General features: G+C 52.7%; 13 protein-coding genes. 5 read left to right on the plus strand and 8 right to left on the minus strand.

What is annotated here, in order from left to right:
- Positions 1-50: 50 nt before the first annotated feature.
- The 3 genes from B5D23_RS11645 to glmS all read left to right on the plus strand — a co-directional run bounded on the left by B5D23_RS11645 (position 51) and on the right by glmS (position 3780).
- Positions 51-1148 (plus strand): two-component system sensor histidine kinase NtrB, encoded by a 1098-nt coding sequence (locus B5D23_RS11645; RefSeq protein WP_078685621.1) that lies wholly within the window; start codon positions 51-53, stop codon positions 1146-1148.
- A gap of 96 nt (positions 1149-1244) precedes the next feature.
- Complete coding sequence (locus B5D23_RS11650; protein ID WP_078685711.1) at positions 1245-1862, plus strand: XTP/dITP diphosphatase; 618 nt, start codon at positions 1245-1247, stop codon at positions 1860-1862.
- Between the two features lie 94 nt (positions 1863-1956).
- Positions 1957-3780 (plus strand): glutamine--fructose-6-phosphate transaminase (isomerizing), encoded by a 1824-nt coding sequence (glmS, locus tag B5D23_RS11655; protein ID WP_078685622.1) that lies wholly within the window; start codon positions 1957-1959, stop codon positions 3778-3780.
- 481 nt (positions 3781-4261) lie between these two features.
- Here the strand turns inward: glmS and B5D23_RS11660 are convergent, their stop codons facing one another.
- The 8 genes from B5D23_RS11660 to B5D23_RS11695 all read right to left on the minus strand — a co-directional run bounded on the left by B5D23_RS11660 (position 4262) and on the right by B5D23_RS11695 (position 16193).
- A complete protein-coding gene (locus B5D23_RS11660) occupies positions 4262-6064 on the minus strand; it encodes a methyl-accepting chemotaxis protein (RefSeq protein ID WP_078685623.1) in 1803 nt (600 codons plus the stop codon).
- A 315-nt stretch (positions 6065-6379) separates the two neighbouring features.
- Positions 6380-7117: a fumarate reductase iron-sulfur subunit gene (locus tag B5D23_RS11665; protein WP_078685624.1), complete on the minus strand. Its 738-nt coding sequence runs from the start codon at positions 7115-7117 to the stop codon at positions 6380-6382.
- Positions 7118-7119: 2 nt separating this feature from the next.
- Positions 7120-8952 carry a fumarate reductase flavoprotein subunit gene (locus B5D23_RS11670; RefSeq protein WP_078685625.1) on the minus strand — a complete coding sequence of 611 codons (1833 nt, stop codon included), beginning with the start codon at positions 8950-8952 and terminating at the stop codon, positions 7120-7122.
- Positions 8953-8962: 10 nt separating this feature from the next.
- Entirely contained in the window at positions 8963-9613 is a 651-nt protein-coding gene (locus B5D23_RS11675) for a succinate dehydrogenase/fumarate reductase transmembrane subunit (protein WP_078685626.1), read from the minus strand.
- Between the two features lie 100 nt (positions 9614-9713).
- Positions 9714-11048, minus strand: coding sequence for an anaerobic C4-dicarboxylate transporter family protein (locus tag B5D23_RS11680; protein ID WP_078685627.1), 1335 nt, complete (start codon positions 11046-11048; stop codon positions 9714-9716).
- Between the two features lie 109 nt (positions 11049-11157).
- Positions 11158-12561 (minus strand): aspartate ammonia-lyase, encoded by a 1404-nt coding sequence (gene aspA / locus B5D23_RS11685; protein WP_078685628.1) that lies wholly within the window; start codon positions 12559-12561, stop codon positions 11158-11160.
- Between the two features lie 384 nt (positions 12562-12945).
- Complete coding sequence (locus B5D23_RS11690) at positions 12946-14358, minus strand: sigma-54-dependent transcriptional regulator (RefSeq protein ID WP_078685629.1); 1413 nt, start codon at positions 14356-14358, stop codon at positions 12946-12948.
- On the minus strand, positions 14355-16193 hold the full coding sequence (locus B5D23_RS11695) for a transporter substrate-binding domain-containing protein (protein ID WP_078685630.1): 1839 nt from the start codon (positions 16191-16193) through the stop codon (positions 14355-14357). Before B5D23_RS11695 ends, B5D23_RS11690 begins: the two co-directional genes overlap by 4 nt.
- A gap of 258 nt (positions 16194-16451) precedes the next feature.
- On the opposite strand from B5D23_RS11695, the gene B5D23_RS11700 reads away from it, so the two are divergent.
- On the plus strand, positions 16452-18890 hold the full coding sequence (locus B5D23_RS11700; protein ID WP_078685631.1) for a hypothetical protein: 2439 nt from the start codon (positions 16452-16454) through the stop codon (positions 18888-18890).
- 23 nt (positions 18891-18913) lie between these two features.
- Positions 18914-20170, plus strand: a complete 1257-nt coding sequence (locus B5D23_RS11705; RefSeq protein ID WP_078685632.1) for a type II secretion system F family protein — start codon at positions 18914-18916, stop codon at positions 20168-20170.
- Positions 20171-20172 lie beyond the last annotated feature (2 nt).

The raw sequence follows: 20172 nt of genomic DNA on the forward strand, positions 1-20172 counted from the left end.
TATAGACAGGTCTAAAGGTGTTTTTTGTTTTCCGGTTTGGAGAAAAGGCTATGAAAAACAAGAAAAAAACAGAACACTCAGAATTTTCTCGTCAGGGGCTTGGTTTTGACCTGCTGGACGAAGTTGATTCCGATGTCCTGATGCTGGATATCAAGGGGCGGCTTCTGGACCTGAACCGCCACGCACAAAAAACGCTGGGCGTTCAGCGGGACTCTGTGCTTGGGCAAGATTTTCGGCAACTTGGCCTCGAAACCCTGTGTAGCGTTGAGGATGGGACCTGTCCTTTTGAAGAAACCAAAAAGTCACAGGAGCGCACCGAGGGTGTGCACTTGCAGGAATCTTCTGACGGCAAGGTAAAATATATTCGGGTGCGTGCGTATCCTTTGCAGGACGCGGTTGTCTCTGGGGGAGCCGTTTTGATTTCCCGAAAAGACATAACCGGGCAGGTGCTGGTTGAGCAGCAGTTGCAGCAGTCACAGAAAATGGCTGCCATTGGCGAACTGTCCACATACATTGCCCATGAAATCAGGAATCCGCTTTTTGCCATTGGTGGCTTTGCCAATGCCCTGAGCCGTTCGCAAAATCTGAGTGCGCAGGAGCGTGAAAAGGTCCAGATTATTTTGGCCGAGGCGCGGCGGCTGGAGAATATTTTGAAGAGCTTGCTTAACTTTGCCCAGCCAACAGAAGGGCGACTGGAATCCGTGGATCTCAATTCTGTGGTAGAGCAGAGCATTGCGCTGATGGGACCAAGCTGCGAGCAGTTTGGGGTTTGTGTGAGTTCTGTACTCCAGGATCATCTTGATCCTGTGCAGGGTGTGTCAGAGCTTTTGAAGCAGTGTATCATCAATATGATGAAGAATTCTCTGGAAGCTATGGAAGAGCTTGGGCACGGTGAGCTTGTTTTGCGAACGGAGTCCGTTGGGGGCTACGTGATGCTTCATGTTGAGGATACTGGTCCCGGCATTCCCCACGACAAGCTCGAAGATGTATTTAATCCTTTTTTTAGCACCAAGAACAAAGGGTCTGGCCTTGGTTTGGCCATGACCAAAAAAATCGTCGACAACCTTGGTGGAGCGCTTAAACTCGAAAGCGAGCTGGGGTCTGGAACCCACATTTCTGTGCAGCTTCGCCCTGCGGTTTCGTCCTGAGTGTCAAAGCTGGACGGCGAAGGCCTCGCAGAGTAAGAGAAAATTCTTGTTTTGCCACTATTCGGTGCGGTTTGCACTAGAGAAGAGCTTGAGGAGATCACGTTGAACGCAGTTGTTCTTGCCACACGCAATAAAGGGAAAATCAGAGAATTTTCCGAGATGCTCCAGAATTTTCAGCTGAATGTTTTGGGACTGGATGACTTTCCGGAAATCGGTGAAATCGAAGAGACCGGTGTGACCTTTGAGGCCAACGCCAGAATCAAGGCTTCGGAAGTTGCCAAGGCGACAGGACTTGTCGCTATTGCTGATGACTCCGGCCTTGAGGTCGACGCCCTTGATGGCGCTCCGGGAGTTTTTTCTGCCCGCTTTAGCGCCCCCAATCCTACAGACGAAAAGAACAACGCCTTGCTGCTCGAAAAGCTTCAGGGTGTGCCCTATGAAAAGCGGACCGCCCGTTTTCGCTGTGTCATGCTTGCGTATGCCCCAGACGGGCAGGAGCTGTGTGCCGACGGCTCCTGGGAAGGTCACATTGCCGAGCAGCCCGAAGGTGACAACGGGTTTGGCTATGACCCGCTTTTCGTGGACAGCATTTCAGGCAAGCATTCTGCCTGCCTGAGCCGTGATGAAAAGAATGCCCGGAGCCACAGAGGCAAGGCCCTTCGTAAGCTTTTGGAAGACTGGCCATTTTTCTGGGGTCGGGTAAAACACTCCTAAGCTCTTTGCGTGGGCACCAGAACCGGTGCCCCAATTCAGATTCTGGAAGGCGGGTTCCGCCTTTTCCTGCACCTCGAACAACGGAAGAAACAACATGTGTGGAATTATTGGATATACAGGGCATCGGCCTGCTGTACCCGTTCTGGTTGAGGGGCTTCGCCGCCTTGAATACCGAGGTTATGATTCGGCTGGTGTTGCATACGTTCAGAATGGGGAAATGTCTGTCTTGCGGGCCGAAGGCAAGCTCGCCTCCCTTGAGGAAAAGGTCGCAGGCGTGAGCCATCATTTGGCCACTACCGGCATTGGTCACACCCGCTGGGCAACTCACGGCGTTCCTGTGGAGCGCAACGCGCATCCCCATGTGGACAACTCCGGCCGCCTTGCCATGATCCACAACGGCATCATTGAAAATTTTGAAGAGCAGCGCGAATGGCTCAAGGAGCGCGGCTATCACTTTAATTCTGACACAGACAGTGAAGTCCTCGTGAACCTCATTTCTGAGGGCATGAAAGCAGATCGCAGTCTGCCCGAAGCGATTTCATGGGCTTTGGGAAGAGTTGAAGGCGCGTATGCCATTGTCGTTTTGGACTGCACAGACCCTGAGCGTCTGTACGCCGCCCGCCACGCCAGCCCAATGGTTTTTGGCAAAGGTGTTGGCGAGAATTTTGTCGCATCCGACATTCCCGCCTTTTTGCCCTACACTCGCGAAGTCATTTTTCTTGATGATGACGAACTGGTGGAACTGACCCCCTCCAGCTGGCGCGTTATGGATGTGAAAACACTTGAGCCAGTTGAAAAGACTATCGATCACATCAACTGGGATGTGCAGGCTGCCCAGAAGGGTGGTTACAAGCATTTTATGCTCAAGGAAATTTTTGAGCAGCCTAAGGTTATTACAGATTGTCTTGCCGGTCGCATCAACATGCAGGACATGAGTGTCCAGCTTCCTGAGCTGGAATCCCTTGCTGCTCCCAAGCGTCTCCATATTTTGGCTTGTGGTACGTCCTACCATGCCGGAATGTGGGGGAAATATCTTATTGAATCCTGGGCACGGATTCCCGTTAGTGTCGAGATTGCCTCTGAGTTTCGGTATCGGGATTTGATTCTTGATGAGGACGACGTGGTCTTGAGCATTAGCCAGTCTGGTGAAACAGCAGACACGCTTGCCGGGATGCGCCGAGCCAAGGAATTTGGCGCAACGATTATTGGCCTGTGCAATGTCGTTGGCTCTTCCGTTGCCCGTGAAGCTGACCATGTTCTCTACACGCAGGCTGGTCCTGAGATTTCCGTCGCCTCCACCAAGGCGATGTGCAGCCAGCTTGTTCTTCTCTATCTTTTGGCAATGCACTGGGGGCGTCAGAAAAAAACTCTTCCTGATGACGTTCGCGACAATGCCGTGAAGAATATTCTCGCGCTTCCCACGGTTTTGGAGACAGAATTGCCCCGTTTGCGCACCCGTGCAACAGAGCTTTCCCGTCTCTATTCTGCGTCTCACAGCTTTATGTATCTGGGGCGTGGTTTTCAGTTCCCTCTCGCTCTTGAAGGAGCACTCAAGCTTAAAGAGATTAGCTATATTCACGCCGAAGGGTACGCCAGCGGCGAGATGAAGCATGGTCCCATTGCCTTGATTGACCCTGAATTCCCCACGTTTGCCCTCGCGTTACATGACGAGCTTTTCCTCAAAGTGAAATCTAATCTTGAGGAAGTACAGGCTCGCGGCGGGCGCATTATTGCCCTCACGCATCCAGGTCTTGACCTGAACGTCACTGACCCGTGGATTATCCCTGAGTTATGGGGACCCCTTGATTCCTTTATGGCCTTGAGCTGCTTACAGCTCTTTGCCTACGAAGTTGCCGACTACCTCGGCAAGGACGTTGACCAGCCTCGCAATCTCGCTAAAAGTGTTACTGTAGAGTAGTGAGTGAAGAGATTGGGGGCCAGCCCCCAACCCCCCGCGTAAGGGAATGATTCCCTTACGTATCCTCAGCGAGTTTAAAAGCCGTGCAAGCTTCGCTTGAACGGCTTTTAAACTTGGGTGAGAAAACGAAAAGAGAGTCTTTCTCTTTCCCGTGCGTTCGCCACCATTTTTTTTCTGAACGCTCGCGTTCAGAAAAAAAGGAATGGAGCGTGAAGAAAAAGAACACACGCCCAGTTAATTAGGCCGAAAAAAAGGGGCCGGATGTAAGGGAAAGCCAACGGCTTTCACACATCCGGCCCCTTTTTTTCGGGCGAAAGCGGGATTCCCAAGGGCCTCGTCCTTGGGCGGGGTCAAGGGGCGGCGCCCCTTGCAGAGCACGAGACAGAGTCTCGTAACCCACCCACCCCCCAAAAAAGCCCTTGCAGGGTTTGGGGCAGCGCCCCAATAAAACAGCGCCCAATCACCACCTTGGCGCTCTTGCTTAGGCGTTCATGTGCTCGATGAGGTCGTGTAAGGTCGCGACCTGTTCCTTGAGCTTGAGGACCTCATTCTTTGAGGAGTCCATAGCCTGGAAGGTTTCCTTTGATATTTGGTTAATATCAGAGATGCTACGGCTAATTTCTTCACTTGCGGCGGACTGCTGTTCTGCTGCTGCGGCGATGGACTGGACCTGATTGTTTGCCGAGCTGACATAGGTCACGATTTTTTCAAGCGATTGACCTGAGATGCTTGCCTGTTCCTTCACGTGGGCGAATTTTTCTGTTGATTGCACGGTGTCGGCGACATGCTTCCGGGTGTCTTCCTGAATAGACTGAATTGCGCTTGCGACGTCACGGGTTGCGGCCATGGTTTTTTCTGCAAGCTTTCGAACTTCGTCGGCAACGACGGCGAAGCCTCTTCCTGCTTCACCGGCGCGGGCTGCTTCAATTGCCGCGTTGAGAGCAAGGAGGTTTGTCTGGTCGGCGATGTCACTGATGACGTTGAGGATTTCACCGATGCTTTCAGTATCTTTCCCGAGTTTTTTCATGTTGCCCATAAGGACCATAGACTGCTCAGCAACCTGGTCAATTTCCTCTACGACCTGCTGGACAAAGCTTGCGCCTTCTTCGGCGATCTGCTTGCTGGTTTGCGCTGCACTTGCTGTTTCTGTGGCATTCCGGGCAACTTCGAGAACGGTTGCATTCATTTCTTCCATGGACGCGGCGGTGTCATCAACGCGAAGCGCCTGCTCGTGAGCACCTCTGCTGGACTGCTCAACCTGAACCATGATGCCGTCAGAAGCGGCGCTGACTGCGTCGATGATAGCAGCAAGCTTGTGAGCTGCGAGCTGAAGCGTGTTGGCTTTGTGCTTTGCCTGCTGAGTCGCTTCTTCGGCATCATCTTTTGCACTGCGGGCTTCTTCTGCCTGAATGGCGGCTTCGTGTTCTTTGTCTGCAAGCTCCTGCATGGTGCTTTGGAGTGAATGAGCCATGGATGCGAGGGCGTTTTGAAGCTCTCCGACTTCATCATTTCGTGCTGTTTCCAAATGGATGTCAAAGTCGCCAGCAGCTATTTTCTGTGCGGCACGTTGTGTTTTCTGAATGGGACCCAGAATGCTTTTGGAGATGAACAAAATCATGGGGAGAAGAAGGCAGGCAAGAAGACCGAGAGCGACAAGCGTCTGAAAGAGAAAGCTTCGCTGACTATGGGCTTCTGCGGTATCCTGAATTTGCTGCTTCTTTTGCGCAATGTCATCAAGATAAACACCAGAGCCAATCCAGTAATTTGTTCCCGGTATCATGGTGGCATAGCCAAGCTTTTCAACAGGGGAGCTGCTTCCGGGTTTGTTCCATGTGAAGGTGATAAATCCGCCACCGGAATGAGCTACTCTGTTGAGTTCCTGAACCGAGAAAATACCATCACTGCTTTTGGTATTCCTGAGATCTCTGCCAATCAGAGAGGGATTGACGGGATGGGCAACGTTGACCGTGCCCTGGTAGACGTAAAAGTAGCCAGAAGAATCTTTTTCAAAAAATGCGTTTTGAATGCCGCGTTGCAGGAGCTGCTGCTTTTGTTCCAGATTCTCTGTATTGGCAAGAGACTGTGAAAGTGTGGTGGCCATGAGGTCTGTTGCCACCTTTATTTTTTCTTTTTCGCCAGAGAGCATCAGAGACGTCGCTGTCTTGACCTGTGTCTTGGTGAGCTGAGATGAAAAAAAGAGACTTGTCGCGATGATGCACAGGGCTGTACTCAAGGCAATAAAGAAAAGGAATAAGAGTTTTTTCCGTAAAGAAAGATATTTCATGTGTGCTCCTCACTCGCTCAATATCGTAAGAAGGTGTACTGGAATTGTGTTTAGCGCTCTTGCTATAAGTAATGAATTTTAATATCAGGCGACATGCTGGTGAATATTCTGTAACAGCAGCTTGCGCAAGCTTTTTATCCTGTTGGGAAAGATTTTCTTTATTTTACGATGGGTCATCTTGGATATTGTATAGTCAATTATTGACTTTGCAATCTCCCCTTTGTTGGAGATAGAGGAGTTGGGATGCTTTGCGGAAATAAAAAAGAGGCAGACACTGCGGTGTCTGCCTCTTTTGATTGGAATATGAGAGATGGGTTATTTGCCAAAGAATTTTTTTACAGCATGGAAGCCCATCTTGCGGCGGAGATAGCCGAGCTGATCCTGAAGCGGGAGGTGCTTGGGACAGACGTCCTCACAGGCGAGAAGGCCCATGCAGCCAAAGATACCGTTGTCAGTACCGATGATGTCGAAATAATCCTGCTCGGAACGCTCATCGCGCGGGTCGATGATGAAGCGCGCAATACGGTTGAGGGCGACGGCTCCGAGGAAGTCCTTTCTCATGCGGGCGGTACCACAGGCTGCGACACAGCAGCCGCACTCAATGCAGCGGTCCAGCTCATAGATGGCCTCGGCCTCGGCATTGCACATGCGCTCTTCTGGTGCTTCGGGATCAAACGATTTGTCCGTGTGAACCCAGGATTCAATCTTGCGATTCATGTCCTGGAACCAGACGCCAGTATCGACAGAAAGGTCACCAAGGCACTTGAAGAAAGGAAGGGGGAGCAGGGTTATCTGGTCTGGTAAATCCATTGTCTTGGTGTGACAGGCGAGCTGTGGACGGCCATTGATGACCATTGCACATGCGCCGCAAATGCCAGCACGGCAGCAGAAGTCAAACTTGAGGGACGGGTCCTGCTCCTCCCGCAGACGGTTTAGGGCAATGAAGACCGTCATGCTTTTGGTTTCGTTCAGATCGAAGCGCTGCATTTCTGGCACAGCGCCAAGGATCTGGGGATTGTAACGAAAAATGTTGAATCGAAGCGTTCTGGACATGCTTAGGCCTCCTTGCTGTCTGCGCTAATAATTTTGCCTCCACCGTAGCCACGGTCTCCCGGAGGAATTTCGTAGCGCTGGGATGCCGGTTCGTAAGACAGGGACGGCAGATCATTACCGTCGTTCCATGTGGCGAGTGTACGTACAAGCCAGTCGCGGTCGTTACGTGCGGGATAATCCTCGCGGGTGTGTGAACCTCGGCTTTCTTTGCGTTCCAGAGCACCATAGGCCACACAGAGGGCCAGCCGAACCATGCCGGGCAGGTTGAGAGCCAGCCGCATTTCTTCGTTGGCACCGAGACCGTCGGAGCGGAGTCCGATGTTTTTGGCGCGCTCTTCGATTTTTTTGAGATCGTCGACGGCTTTGCTCAGGCCTGCTTCGTTACGGAAAATGCCAACACCCTGCATCATGGTGTCCTGCATGAGGTTGCGGAGTTCGTAGACGTTTTCTTTTCCACCCTTGCGCAGAAGCGAGTCGATGCGCTCCTGCTGCTGGCGCAGGAAAGATTCAGCTTCGGCAGTGCTGAATGTGACGTCAGTCCCCTTGAGGAATTCCACGACCTTGTCGCCAACAATCTTGCCCGCAACAACTGTTTCGGACAGTGAGTTCCCACCCAGTCGGTTAAAGCCGTGGATGTCCCAGCAGGCTGCTTCGCCAGCTGCAAAGAGGCCCTTCATGCCATAGGCTGCACCATCCTGATTGGTGCGGACGCCACCCATCGAGTAATGCTGGGTGGGGCGGACCGGAATGAGCTGGCACACTGGGTCAACACCGAGGAAGCTTTTGCAGATCTCGTCGACCTCGCGAAGCTTTGTGGTGATGTGTTTTTCCCCAAGGTGGCGGATGTCCAGCCAGAGGTGATCGCCATAGTCGCTCGGGACGCCAAGGCCTTTTCGCATGTGCTCTGTCATGCGGCGGGACACAACGTCACGAGATGCCAGCTCAGCCTTTTCTGGCTCATACAGCGGCATAAAGCGTTCCTGATTCACGTCCAGCAGGGTTCCGCCGTCACCGCGGCAGCCCTCAGTCACCAGAATGTTGGTTGGGACGATTCCGGTGGGGTGGAACTGCACGGCTTCCATGTTGCCAAGGGGCACGATGCCCGTATTCAGGGCAATAGCCTGACCGCTGCCTTCGCAGATCACCGCGTTGGTGGACTCTTTGTAAATCCGTCCAAATCCACCGGCAGCGATAACGGTTGCCTTGGCCATGTAAATTTTGAGCTTGCCTGTACGCAGGCAGCGAACAACAGCACCCTTGCAGCGCTCGCCGTCATGAATGAGGGCGACGGCTTCGGTGCGGTCGTGGACCTCGACGCCCTTGTGCATGGCGCGGTTGTCCATTGTGTAGAGCACTTCATGGCCTGTGCCGTCAGACACGTAGCAGGTGCGCCACTTGGCTGTGCCGCCAAAGTTGCGGGCCGTAATCAGACCTTCGTGTTCCTTTTTTTCTGTCTTGGAAAATTTTTTTCCGCCCTGAAAGTAATCAGAGGTGCCAGCTTCAACCCGGTTCCACGGAACACCCCAGTAGGCCAGCTCCCGCATGACTTTTGGTGCTGTTTCACAAAAGAGTCGGGCCGTGTCCTGATCGCAGCCCCAGTCAGAGCCTTTGACCGTGTCGGCAAAGTGCACGTCCGGGCTGTCGCCTTCACCCTTTGCACAGTTACCAAGAGCAGCCTGCATGCCACCCTGTGCGGCGGAAGAGTGGGAACGGCGGGCCGGAACAATACTGAGGCAAATTGCCCGAAAGCCAGCCTCGGCAGCTTCGATGGCGACGCGCTCACCAGCAAGGCCAGCACCAATGCACAGGACGTCTGTATAAATAATATCGTTCATGGTCGTTCTCCTAGATGCTGACCGTTGCAAAGGTGATGAGAGTCAGCAGGCCAATGGCGAGGAAGGCGCCCGTGATGATGTATTCCAGTTTCTGGAAACCCTTGCGGCCGCGACGCTGTACAAAGCCCCACTTGACGCCAATGCGGTAAAAACCAATGCCCACGTGCAGCTCTGCCATTGGAAGCAGAATGAGATAGAACCAGAGCCAGCCGCCATCCTGAATGCGGGCGGCACTCTTGGCGGTGGAAATGGGAAGGTTGGTCAGCACGGTCCACAGGTGGACCCCAGCCATGATGAGAATGACCATTGCGCTTACGGCCTGAACAACCCAAAGCCAGGTGTCCTTGTGGCGAAGCATTTTGGCCTGATTCCACATGTTTTTTTGCTGGAGGCTTGTGACCGGAACTTTACGGATGGCAACGGCAAAGTGAATGAGGAAAAGGATACCGATTGCGGGGCCGCCGATTTGTGCCATGTAGGTCCATTCGAGGAAGTACGCCAGAGCATCAAATACGCCAGAGCCGAGGTTGACACTGGCGACCAGCAGCATGTGGCACCACATGAATACGATGAGGGCAGCACCGCTGAGCATCTGGATCCAGTCCAGATACGCCGCGGTGTTTCTCCGAAGAGTCGCGGGAATGGATAATTCTGTCTGCATAAGAATTCCTGCTGTTGGAATAGAAGGTCAAAAGGAGGGGCAGTGCCCGATTTGGGAAGGGGTACACGTCGGACACTGCCGAATGGATTACCTCTGGTGGCTAGAACATGGCTCCAGAAATCATGAACCCAATTGCAATGGCACAGACTGTGGAAACCAGTCCGGGGATCATGAAACTGTGATTGAGGACAAACTTACCGATATGCGTCGTCCCAGTGGTATCGAAGTTGATGGCTGCAACCACGGTCGGGTAGTTCGGGATAAAGAAATATCCGTTAACGGCCGGGAACATGGCAATAAGCGCTGGCACCGGGATGCCAAGGGCAATGCCAAGGGGCATAAGTGCCCGAATTGTTGCTGCCTGACTGAACAGAAGTATGGAGAGGATGAAAAGGGCAATGGCAAATGTCCACGGTGCAGCCGTCACCATACTCTGAATGTTTGTGCTTAAGAATTCGAGGTTACTGCTAAAGAAGCTGTCACCAAGCCATGCGATACCAAAGATGGCGATAACAGCCTGAACACCAGCACCAAAGACGCTGCCAGTGGCGAGCTTCTTCACGTCGGCCTTGCTGATAAGCAGGATAAGGGCAGCAGCCGTGAGCATGATGATTTCAATGGAACTGGCCATGCTCATACGGATCATGTCTGCGCCATCCTTCCAGCAGGGACGGAGTTCAGGGAAGGTGCCAAGCAGAACAATTCCGAGAGTCCCAAGCAGAAAAATGAGAACACATGCCTTGGAATAGGCGGGGAAATCCTTCAGATTGACGGGACCACCCTCGTTGGCGCGCACAATGGCTTCCTTGAGTTCCGGGTCCTTGAGTCGGCGAAGGTATTCCGGGTCCTTCATCAGATCCTTGCCAGTTTTGTTGGCGACGCTTGCACCAATGAGGCAGGCAAGAAAAGTCGAAGGAACACAGACCATAAGGATGTCAGAAAGTTGTACTCCAAAGCCAGCGGTCAGACCAAGGAGAGCCACGGTAGCGGCGGAAATCGGGCTGGCAGTGATGGCCTGCTGTGAGGCGATAACGGAGATGGACAGGGGACGTTCTGGACGAACCTTTGTGCTGCGGGCCACCTCTGCGATGATTGGCAGAACAGAGTAGGCAACGTGCCCTGTTCCGGCAAAGAAGGTGAAGAGGTAGGTGACAACAGGGCCAAGGAAGGTAATTTTGCTTGGGTTCTTGCGCAAAATGTGTGCGGCCAGACTTACGAGGTAATCAAGACCACCAGCGGCCTGGAGTGCTCCCGCAGCCGTGACGACTGCGGCAATCATCAGCATAACATTGATTGGCGGTGCGGTAGGTTGCACGCCAAAGAAAAACGTCAGAATGGCAAGACCAAAGCCGCCCATGACGCCAAGGCCAACGCCGCCGAGCCGCGCGCCAATAAAAATGGCTGTCAGCACGACAAGTAATTGAATCCAGAACATATCTTTTCCCCTCTGTCTCTTTGGTGATTCCTGTGAGCTTCAAAAGTACGGGCAGGCCACTGTGGACCTGCCCGCCTTAGGACTTGCTCAGTCCAGTATGATGAGAAGACTAGTTTCTGATGAACCGGGGGTGCATCATGTTTTCGGCAGACAGGATTTCATCCAGCTTGCTCTTGTCCAGAATCTTGTGATTGAGCACCAGCTCATACACAGAGCCACCAGTTTCGAGTGCTTCCTTGGCAACGCCAGCGGATTTCTCGTAGCCGATGATCGGGTTGAGCGCCGTGATGATGCCGATGCTGTTTTCGACCAGCTGGCGGCAGCGTTCACGGTTGGCGGTAATGCCCTGTACGCAGCGGTCCTGGAGGACGCGGCAGGCGCGGTGCAACATATCCACACCATTAAACAGGGCGTTTGCAATCACAGGCTCCATGACGTTCAGCTCAAGCTGGCCGTTTTCGGAGGCCATTGTCACGGTCACATCCTTGCCGATGATGTCGTAGGCAACCTGGTTCACGACTTCGGGAATAACCGGGTTCACCTTGCCGGGCATAATGGAAGAGCCGGGCTGCATCTTGGGCAGGTTGATTTCGTTCAGACCGGTCCGGGGGCCAGAGGAGAGGAGGCGGAGGTCAGAACAAATCTTGGAGAGTTTGACCGCGACGCGCTTCATGACGCCGGAGACCTGCACATATGCTCCGGTGTCCCATGTGGCTTCGACGAGGTTCTCGGAGGTCTCGAAGTCGATGCCAGTCATGTTTTTCAGTGCGGCAGTGGCAATGCGTGAATACTCGTCAGGAGCATTGATGCCGGTGCCAATGGCGGTTGCACCGAGGTTGATCTCGGTGAGCAGCTTGCGTGCTTCGCAGACACGCTTGATGTCTTCACCAAGGGTTGTGGCGTATGCCGAAAATTCCTGACCGAGGGTCATGGGAACGGCGTCCTGCAACTGGGTACGGCCCATCTTGAGAACGTCAGCAAACTCTGCACCCTTGGCGGCAAAGCCCTTCTGGAGGTACTCCATAGCTTCAATCAGGGTACCGAGCTTTGTGTACAGGGCGAGGCGGAAGGCTGTGGGGTAGGCGTCGTTTGTGGACTGGGAGCAGTTCACGTGGTTGTTGGGGTGGCAGTACTTGTACTCACCCTTTTCATGGCCCATCAGCTCCAGCGCACGGTTGGCAATCACTTCGTTTGCATTCATGTTTGTGGAGGTACCAGCACCACCCTGAATGCAGTCGACTGGGAACTGCTCGTGCAGCTTGCCGCTGATGATTTCGTCACAGGCACCACAAATGGCCTTGCCTGTTTCGGAAGAAAGAATGCCGAGTTCCATGTTGGCCATAGCCGCAGCCTTTTTGACGTAGGCCAGTGCGTTGATCATCTCGGGGCAGGACGAAATCTGCGTGCCCGTGATCGTAAAGTTTTCTACTGCGCGAAGGGTCTGGACACCGTAGTAAATGTCAGAAGGAATTTCTCTTTCACCAAGAAAATCGTGTTCTTTACGTGTCTTCATGTATGCAACCTCTTTTAAGAGTGTTTGGACTTTTCGCTGGAGATGATGATCTCGCGTTTCTCACAAATGCCTTGTCTCTTTAAGATCAAGATGGATGCCAAAAAGAATGAAAAGAAATAAGTCACTCAATTTACTAATAAAAACTCTGGTGTCTGCGAAAAGATTCAAGGATGAAGGGGTATTCCAAAAGTTATTGAAAGGGCGGGAAAGCAGGTGTGAAACTGAGGAATGGCGCAGGACTCCGCGCAGAATATTCGCGGGGTTATGACATAACAAAAGTTATACCCCTTTGTGTGGGGCTTGTGATTTTTATGAAAAGTTTCGGTCGGATAGGGAGAAAGGAAAAGGCCCAGCAGTGTTTTGCAGGGCCTTGTGTGGCGGGGATTAGTCCTTGAGCTGCTTGAGTCGCTTGCTCAGGGCGGGTTGTGAAATTCCCAGCATTCGGGAGGCGAGTGTCTGGTTGTCATCTGCCCGCTTCATGGCTTCCTTGATGAGCATGACCGTGCATTCTGCAATGCTTGGCAGGTCCTCAAACTGGGCAAAGGGTTCTGGCGGCTCGGTGCTGTCCTCTGTGTGCAGTTCCGCGTCAGCGTGCATGGCTTGCAAAAAACTCTGCATGGACAGGACGTGTGACTTGTGGGTGCTTACCGCGTCATAGACCATACCTTGCAGCTCGCGGATGTTTCCGGGGAAGCTGTAATTTTTGAGATGTGTCAGCAGTTCGGGTGGAACTGTTGGCTTTTTTTTGCCCATTTCTGTTGCGGCGTTCTGTAGAAATTTGTCCAGCAGCAGGGGGATGTCGCCTTTGCGCTCCCGCAGGGGCGGAATGTGTACGTTGTGGATGCAGAGCCGGTAATAGAGGTCTTTTCGGAATCGCCCTTCCTGAACTTTTTTCTGAAGATCCTGATGCGTTGCCGCGATGATGCGGGTTTGCGCGTTTTTGGGGCGGTCAGAACCCAGTGGAAAGTATTCTCCTTCCTGAAGCAGGCGCAGAAGCTTGACCTGCGACTGGAGGTCGAGGTCTCCAATTTCATCAAGAAAGAGTGAGCCGCCGCGGGCCTGTTCAATGAGTCCCGGCCGGGTGCTGTGTGCCCCGGTAAATGCTCCCCGGTGGTGGCCAAACAGGGTGTCGGAAAAGCTGGTGGTGTCCAGTCCTGCGACGTTGAGGGAAATACGTTTGCCCCGGCGTTCGCTCAGGGTGTGGATGGCTCTGGCCACAAGCTCTTTGCCCACGCCACTCTCACCTGTCACCAGAACGGGCTGGGAGCTGATTGCCACAGACTCCATGTATTTAAACAGGGAGAACATGGAGTTTGAGCAGGTGATGATCTCGTCAAAAGCCTCGGGGTGTTCCAGTTTGTTGGAAAGCAGCCGCTGGCCCATGCCCTTGGCGACGAGTTTCATTTCGTGGCTGGAAATGGCCCGGAGCACTCCCTTGGTGATGTGTTCCTGCATGTCTGTTTTGACGAAGTAGTCGACTGCGCCCTTTTTGATGCAGCGCACAGCTGTATCCAGCTCGTTCATGCCACTGATGATAATCACCATGATGTCTGGATAGCGCTCTGAGATGATCTCAAGGAGTTCTTCACCGCTGTATCCGGGCATGGTGAGATCAAGAAGAATAAGGCCGACCTGTCCCTTTTCCAGAAGGGGCAAAACCTTGCGGCTGTCCTGGCAGCTTGCGATGTTGCTAATGCCTGCGCGCTCCAGCGTGAGACTGAGGCTGCGGAGCCACGCTGGTTCGTCGTCGACCAGAAGGACCTGAAAACTGGGATGAAGAGTCACAGGCTGAATCATAGTGTTTTCTCGTGTGTGTTCTGTGGAGACGTGGGGGCAGCGCTGTCTGTGGCGCTGGGAATGCTCATGGTTACCGTGGTGCCCATTCCTGGAACGGATTTAAATTCCAGAGCGCCACAGTGTTCCTTGAGAATGGATGTAGAGACAGACAGGCCAAGGCCCGTGCCGCCCCGTTCCCGTTTGGTCGTAAAAAAGGGATTCGTGATTTTGTCCATGTGCTCGTGGGGGATGCCGATTCCACCGTCAGAGACCAGCAGCACGACCGCTTCGCATTCTGCATCATAGTGGGTGCTGAGAGTGATTCCCTGCTCTGTGTTTTCCAGTGCCTGACAAGCGTTGAGCAGCAGGTTCACAATGACTTGCTGGATGCGCTGGGCACTTGCCATGACTGGTGGAAGGTCTGGAGCAAGGGCAACGGTAAAGCGCCGGGTGGACTTCTTAATCATGCTGCGGACCAGCCGGGTGGAGGCCATTGCCAGCCGGTTCACGTCCTGTATTTCCATGTCTTCAGGATCGCCTTTTCGGGAAAATGCCTTGAGGTCGCGCACAATATTTTTGATGTGCTTTGCACCACTCAGCATGTCTCCAAGCATCTGGGGAATTTCATTCCGCATTCGTGAGTAGGGCAGTCCGCCCAGCAAAAAATCTCCGTGTGTTTCATAGCAGTCATCAAGGACTTCCAGCGCATCGTTGTAGCTGTCCTGGAGTATGGGAATGTTCATTAGGGTCATCCCGTTGGGATTGTTGACTTCGTGCGCAATGCCAGAGGCCATGATCCCGAGGGTTGTCATGCGGTCAGAGTGGACAATGAGCTTCTGCTTTGTTTCCAGCTCCTTTTGCACCTTGAGGTGTTCCTGAATCTCCCGCTGGAGTTCTTCGGTACGTTCTTCGACCTTGCGGTGGAGCATTTTGCTCCAGAGCACGCTGAGCACAAAGAGCGTGAAGAGTGGGGCAACAACAAGAGACCCATATTTAATGACCTCTGCGGTACTCAGCCCAAGCTGCGGTTCCGAGAGCCATTTGTCGCAGAGGCGCTGGTACGTGCCGTTGTTTTTGAGAATTTCCAGCCCTCTGTTGATTTCGGGCAGGAGCTCAGGGTGGTGCACTGTGGCATAGCAGTAGCGCTCAAGGGAAATCGGGGTGCCCATTGCCCGGATGCCTTCGAGTTTGGCTTTGCGAATCATGTATTGCCCGGCAACCTTGGACACCAGCGCAAAGTCTCCTGCTCCAGAGGCGAGCTTACGCAGGGCGTTTTCGTGGTTGTAGGCAGAGATAACGGTAATGTGCGGATATTCACTGCGGATGAGGTCATACATGGCCCCGCCAGACTCAACGATGACAGAGCGGCCATTCATTTCTTCCAGAGTTGTGACGGCTCCTGAGTTTTCTCGCGTAAAGATGGCGTATTCAACGGAGGAATAGGGTTCGGAAAAACTGACGGAGCGGGCACGCTGCGTGGAATACGAGACGCCCTGCAAGAGGTCTATTTTTCCGTTGTGGAGCGCATCACGCATGTCTTTCCAGAGGCCCAGCTTGATGTGAATGTCGAGGTCTGTGACTTCGGAAATGGCTCGGCTGAGGTCAACGTTAAAGCCGCTTGGCTCGCCGTATTTGTCGAGGAATTCATAGGGTGGATAGTGGAAGTCGCCCCCGATGATGACGAGTGTTTTGCGGACCGTGGGCTGGTGCATTGCGCTGATTGGATCAAGCTTTTGGGTCTGTTCCTGAGGCAGGGGGCGAGCATGTGCGCTGTGAAGTGAGCAGAGCAGGGACAAAACGCAGAAGAGAAAAAAAGAGGAAAGTTTTTTTTGAAAAGGAATTCTGGAGGTTTCCATAGGAGAAGCTACGTTGCTGTTAGAGGTGCTGGAGGGCGGGAGTATTCTCCGGGAGTCTATTCTTGGAGATATAGGAAGAAAAAAACAGCTTGGCAACTCATGGGAAGCTTTGGAAAAAAGCTGCTCTTCGCGGAGACGCCCGTGAGGGCTTGGAATCAAAGGAAATATGCGGAAAGGGTAAAGATGTTGACCAGTATTTGATTTTATATATAGAACAGTATGCAAAAAGAGAAGGAAAGTGAATAGTGGAGGCGGGTTATGTGTAGGCTCTCTCGATTCCTGTTTGGAATGGCTGTTTTGAGCTGTTTCTTTGTTTTGCAGGGATGCAATGAAGAATGGCCAGAAGAGCGGAGGAGTGTCTTAGTTCAAGAGCAGGTTCCAAGTCATGAGACTCCTGGAGACAAAATCACCGATCCTGTGGAAAAGAAAGGTTCTGTTTACGGTGGGGCCAACGGCTCTGTGTTTCGTGACTCAAAGGTCGTGATTTTTTTGCCAGAGACAGGGGAACTGTTAGGGAGCACCTCAACCAATCAGGATGGAATGTTTCTTTTGGAAGCCCTTCCTTTGGGAGGTCCATACATTCTTCGTCTTTCTGGCGGGTTTGAGTGTTCTCATGATGGTCGGATTATTCCTCTTCAAACGTATCTTTTTTCTATTGTCCCAGAGGTAAGGGGCAAAACCCCCTGTCAAATAACGCCGCTTACTGAGCTGATGTACTGGCTTGCTCGTGCCATTCAGGGAGACCATTTTATTGAGCCAAAAAGCGTCTATTATGCCATCGAAATTCTCCGCCACTATTTTGGGGTAGATGTTGTAAAAGTTGGCGCATCGCAGAAGGGAAGTATCGAAGATGTGAAAGCTTCCATACGGATTCGTACAGTGATCCTTCAGCTTGAAAAAAGTGTTTGTGAAGCCGCAGAGGATGAGTCCTTACTCCCTGCGTATGAACAATTCTCACGTTTTTTAGCTTTCCTTGCCTATGACATGGTGGATGGTCGTGTTGATGGAAGTCTGCAGGCTGGGGCATGTGAGGCTCTTGTCGAAGATCTTGGATTGCCTGAAGAGGATGCCATGAAGCTTTCTCTGAACGGTAAAGCGCAGGGGCAGGCCCTTGCTACTGCTTTTGCTCATAACGTTACGAATGCGAAGCGCGAGGAGTATTTGAGTTTCCTTGAACAGGCGGCAACGTCTTTTGCGACAGAAACGAACTATGAGTGGAGAGGCGACGAGTTTCGGGATGAAACGCTGAAAACTCTCGCAGACGAAAAATTTCCTGTCGTGGAGAAGCCCGTGGACCCCAATGAAGACGATCAGGGGGGAGATGATACGGGGAAAAAGGACGATCCCGGGGACACTGGAAGTTCTGGTGAAGATGAAAATCAGGGCGGGGATAAGCCAGAAAATCCTGAGGAACCGGCGAAGACGGTAGAGCTTCCTGCCACGATGTCTGCAAAATGGAATGCTGGGGAGTTGCCCAAAATTTCTTGTTTGGAAACTTCCGAAATGGCTCAGGCTCGCGTTTTTGAGTGTTCATGTTTTTTCCAGAAGCTGGATGGCACGCCCTTTGTTGTCCCCGAAAAAGAGGTGACATGGAAGTTTGTGGGGGAGCAGGCTGAGTTTTTTCAGTTTCAGTGGAAAGACGAGCCAGGAGAGAATGGCATGCTACTGGGTGAAGTGCGTCATTCTGTTCCTGAAGAAGGGTTTTCTCCGGAAAAAGTGGTTCTGGAATTTGAGTGCATAAAAGGCGGGGTGAAGTTTACGCAAGATCTGGAAATATGCATTGATGCTGATCCGGTTTCTATTCGAGCAATAAATATTGGAGGGGATTTTTGGGAGCGAAAGGTCCCCAGTCTGAGTTTGAGGGACAGAGAGCTGGAGCGTGTTCAAGGAGAGTCTGGCGAGATGCTTCAGAGCTGTTCGCCTGTTTTGTTTGAAGTGACATGTTGGTTGAGTCGAACTGTGAGCGAAAAGTCGCAGCTTGTTTCAATGGAACTGAGTTCTCAAGATGTCGAGTTTTCCCGGTGGCCGGACAAGCAGTTTTCATCGACCTGTATGCTTGATGGCGTGGCACGGCCCGGTGAGGAGAACGTGAGTGTACCTCTGTCCCTGTACATGCGCAGTTCGGCCTCTGGGGTTAAGGATGGCGTCAAATCAGTAGAGATACATGTTGCAGACCAGAAGGACCCCACAAATCAGATAACGAGAACTGTTCAGTTTTTGAGTGAGGATTCCTCGGTGACGGGCGTGCAGTGCCTGATGTCTCAGCTCAAAATTGTTTTGGGCGAGGAGGAGCAGGAAGAGGTGAAGGGGCTGGATGTTCTGGAGTGCTTTGGGACCTATGATATTCAGGTGCCTGTGATGGTAACAGAGACGATTCCTCACTCTGGGCAGGTGGATTTGGAAGAGTGGACGGTTTCCCTTGGGGCCTCATCTCTTGCTGAGTTTGGTTCAGAGATTGAACTGCTGAGTCAGGAGCGGGAGCCGCTTCTCGGAAAGGATTCAAACTGTCTTTTGCTCAAAATGAAATACACAATGGGCTTTTTCAGGATTGGTGAAAAGGAGGGAGACTCCGTCGTTTATACACCGAAGGCAGACAGCATCACCGTGACGCTCTCGCGTAGGACCACAGACGATGACCCGGTGTCATTTTCGACAGAGCTTGTCTTGCCCTTTCTCCAAAAGCAGGAAGAGCTGTAAAAGGACCGTGAAGGGAGAACATCATGTCCAGAGTTTCGGCACACAAAGAGCACAGGGGGGCACACTGCTATGAGTATGTTGCCGTGGATGCTCAGGGCGCTGGGTGTCGGGCACTGGTTCATGCTGATACCCAAAAAGCTGCCATTGCACAGCTGCGGGATCAGAATCTTATTCCCCTTGAGTTGCGTGAGTATCAGGAAAAATCATCATGGGACCGCTTTCGGGCACCTGCGTTTTCGCCCTGTTCCATGAATCGTCATGAGCGCCTTGTTTTTTTGGAACGTCTTGGGACGCTGGTTGATGCCGGACTGTCTTTGGATGAAGTGCTGGGCGCAATGGAAAATGAAGAAAAGCTTGGGCGCAGACGGCGAGTTGTTCATACGCTTCGGGATGATTTGCGCTCTGGATCGAGCTTTGCGCAGGCCTTGGCAAAGTATCCCCGCATTTTTCCGCCGCTGTGGATAAGCATGCTTGAGGCTGGAGAACGGGCCGGGCAGCTTGCCGCCGCCATTACCCGGCTGGCGCGCTTTGCCGAAGATGAGCAGTCATTGCGCCATGATGTGCAGGGTGCGCTTGCATACCCCCTTTTTTTGCTCCTGACCGGGCTTGGCGTCTGCATGTTTTTGCTGGTCCGTGTTGTCCCTGAGTTACGGGGGCTGTTCATGGATATGCGGATGGAGCTTCCTCTCCCCACACAGCTTCTCGTGACGTTTTCTACGGGTATGGAGAAACATGGACTGGCGGTATTGGGCGGCGTGTGTCTGTGTGGCTTTGGGCTGTGGTGCTTTTTTCAGAGCCGTACAGGTCGGCCCGTGTGGGATGCCCTGTGTCTCCGGCTTCCTATATGGGGAGTGGTGAACAGGCAGCAGCATCAGGCGCAGATTTGCGGAGCCTTGAGTGCTCTTTTGCAGAGTGGCGTTCCGCTGAGTGAAGCGCTGGGCGCCCTGTGTTCCCTGACGCAGAATGTGAAATTTTCCAAAGGACTGCACCGGGTGCAAGAGGCTGTTGTCGCGGGCACTTCTCTTGCTTCGGCTTTTCGGGATGAGCGGATTTTACGCCCCTTTGATGTGCAGATGCTGGAGGCTGGGGAGCGGGGCGGTCGCCTCGTGTCCATGCTCCAGACCATGCAAAAACTGGCTCTGCGTGAAGTCAAAATTCGTCAGAAAGTGATGCTGTCTCTTGTTGAGCCTGTGCTGATTTTGGCCCTTGGCTCTGGCGTTGGTTTTTTGGTCCTTGCGGTTTTGCTGCCCCTGTTCCGCATGAGTGAGCTGGTGGGGTGAGC

Origin of the sequence: Desulfobaculum bizertense DSM 18034 (assembly GCF_900167065.1) — a bacterium.
Taxonomy (GTDB): Bacteria; Desulfobacterota; Desulfovibrionia; order Desulfovibrionales; family Desulfovibrionaceae; genus Desulfobaculum; species Desulfobaculum bizertense.

Coding starts and splice junctions, on each gene's coding strand:
- B5D23_RS11670 (WP_078685625.1), bottom strand. CDS start 8,952: ATGAACGATATTATTTATACAGACGTCCTGTGCATTGGTGCTGGCCTT.
- B5D23_RS11705 (WP_078685632.1), top strand. CDS start 18,914: ATGTCCAGAGTTTCGGCACACAAAGAGCACAGGGGGGCACACTGCTAT.
- B5D23_RS11665 (WP_078685624.1), bottom strand. CDS start 7,117: ATGTCCAGAACGCTTCGATTCAACATTTTTCGTTACAATCCCCAGATC.
- B5D23_RS11680 (WP_078685627.1), bottom strand. CDS start 11,048: ATGTTCTGGATTCAATTACTTGTCGTGCTGACAGCCATTTTTATTGGC.
- B5D23_RS11675 (WP_078685626.1), bottom strand. CDS start 9,613: ATGCAGACAGAATTATCCATTCCCGCGACTCTTCGGAGAAACACCGCG.
- aspA (WP_078685628.1), bottom strand. CDS start 12,561: ATGAAGACACGTAAAGAACACGATTTTCTTGGTGAAAGAGAAATTCCT.
- B5D23_RS11660 (WP_078685623.1), bottom strand. CDS start 6,064: ATGAAATATCTTTCTTTACGGAAAAAACTCTTATTCCTTTTCTTTATT.
- glmS (WP_078685622.1), top strand. CDS start 1,957: ATGTGTGGAATTATTGGATATACAGGGCATCGGCCTGCTGTACCCGTT.
- B5D23_RS11700 (WP_078685631.1), top strand. CDS start 16,452: ATGTGTAGGCTCTCTCGATTCCTGTTTGGAATGGCTGTTTTGAGCTGT.
- B5D23_RS11645 (WP_078685621.1), top strand. CDS start 51: ATGAAAAACAAGAAAAAAACAGAACACTCAGAATTTTCTCGTCAGGGG.
- B5D23_RS11690 (WP_078685629.1), bottom strand. CDS start 14,358: ATGATTCAGCCTGTGACTCTTCATCCCAGTTTTCAGGTCCTTCTGGTC.
- B5D23_RS11695 (WP_078685630.1), bottom strand. CDS start 16,193: ATGGAAACCTCCAGAATTCCTTTTCAAAAAAAACTTTCCTCTTTTTTT.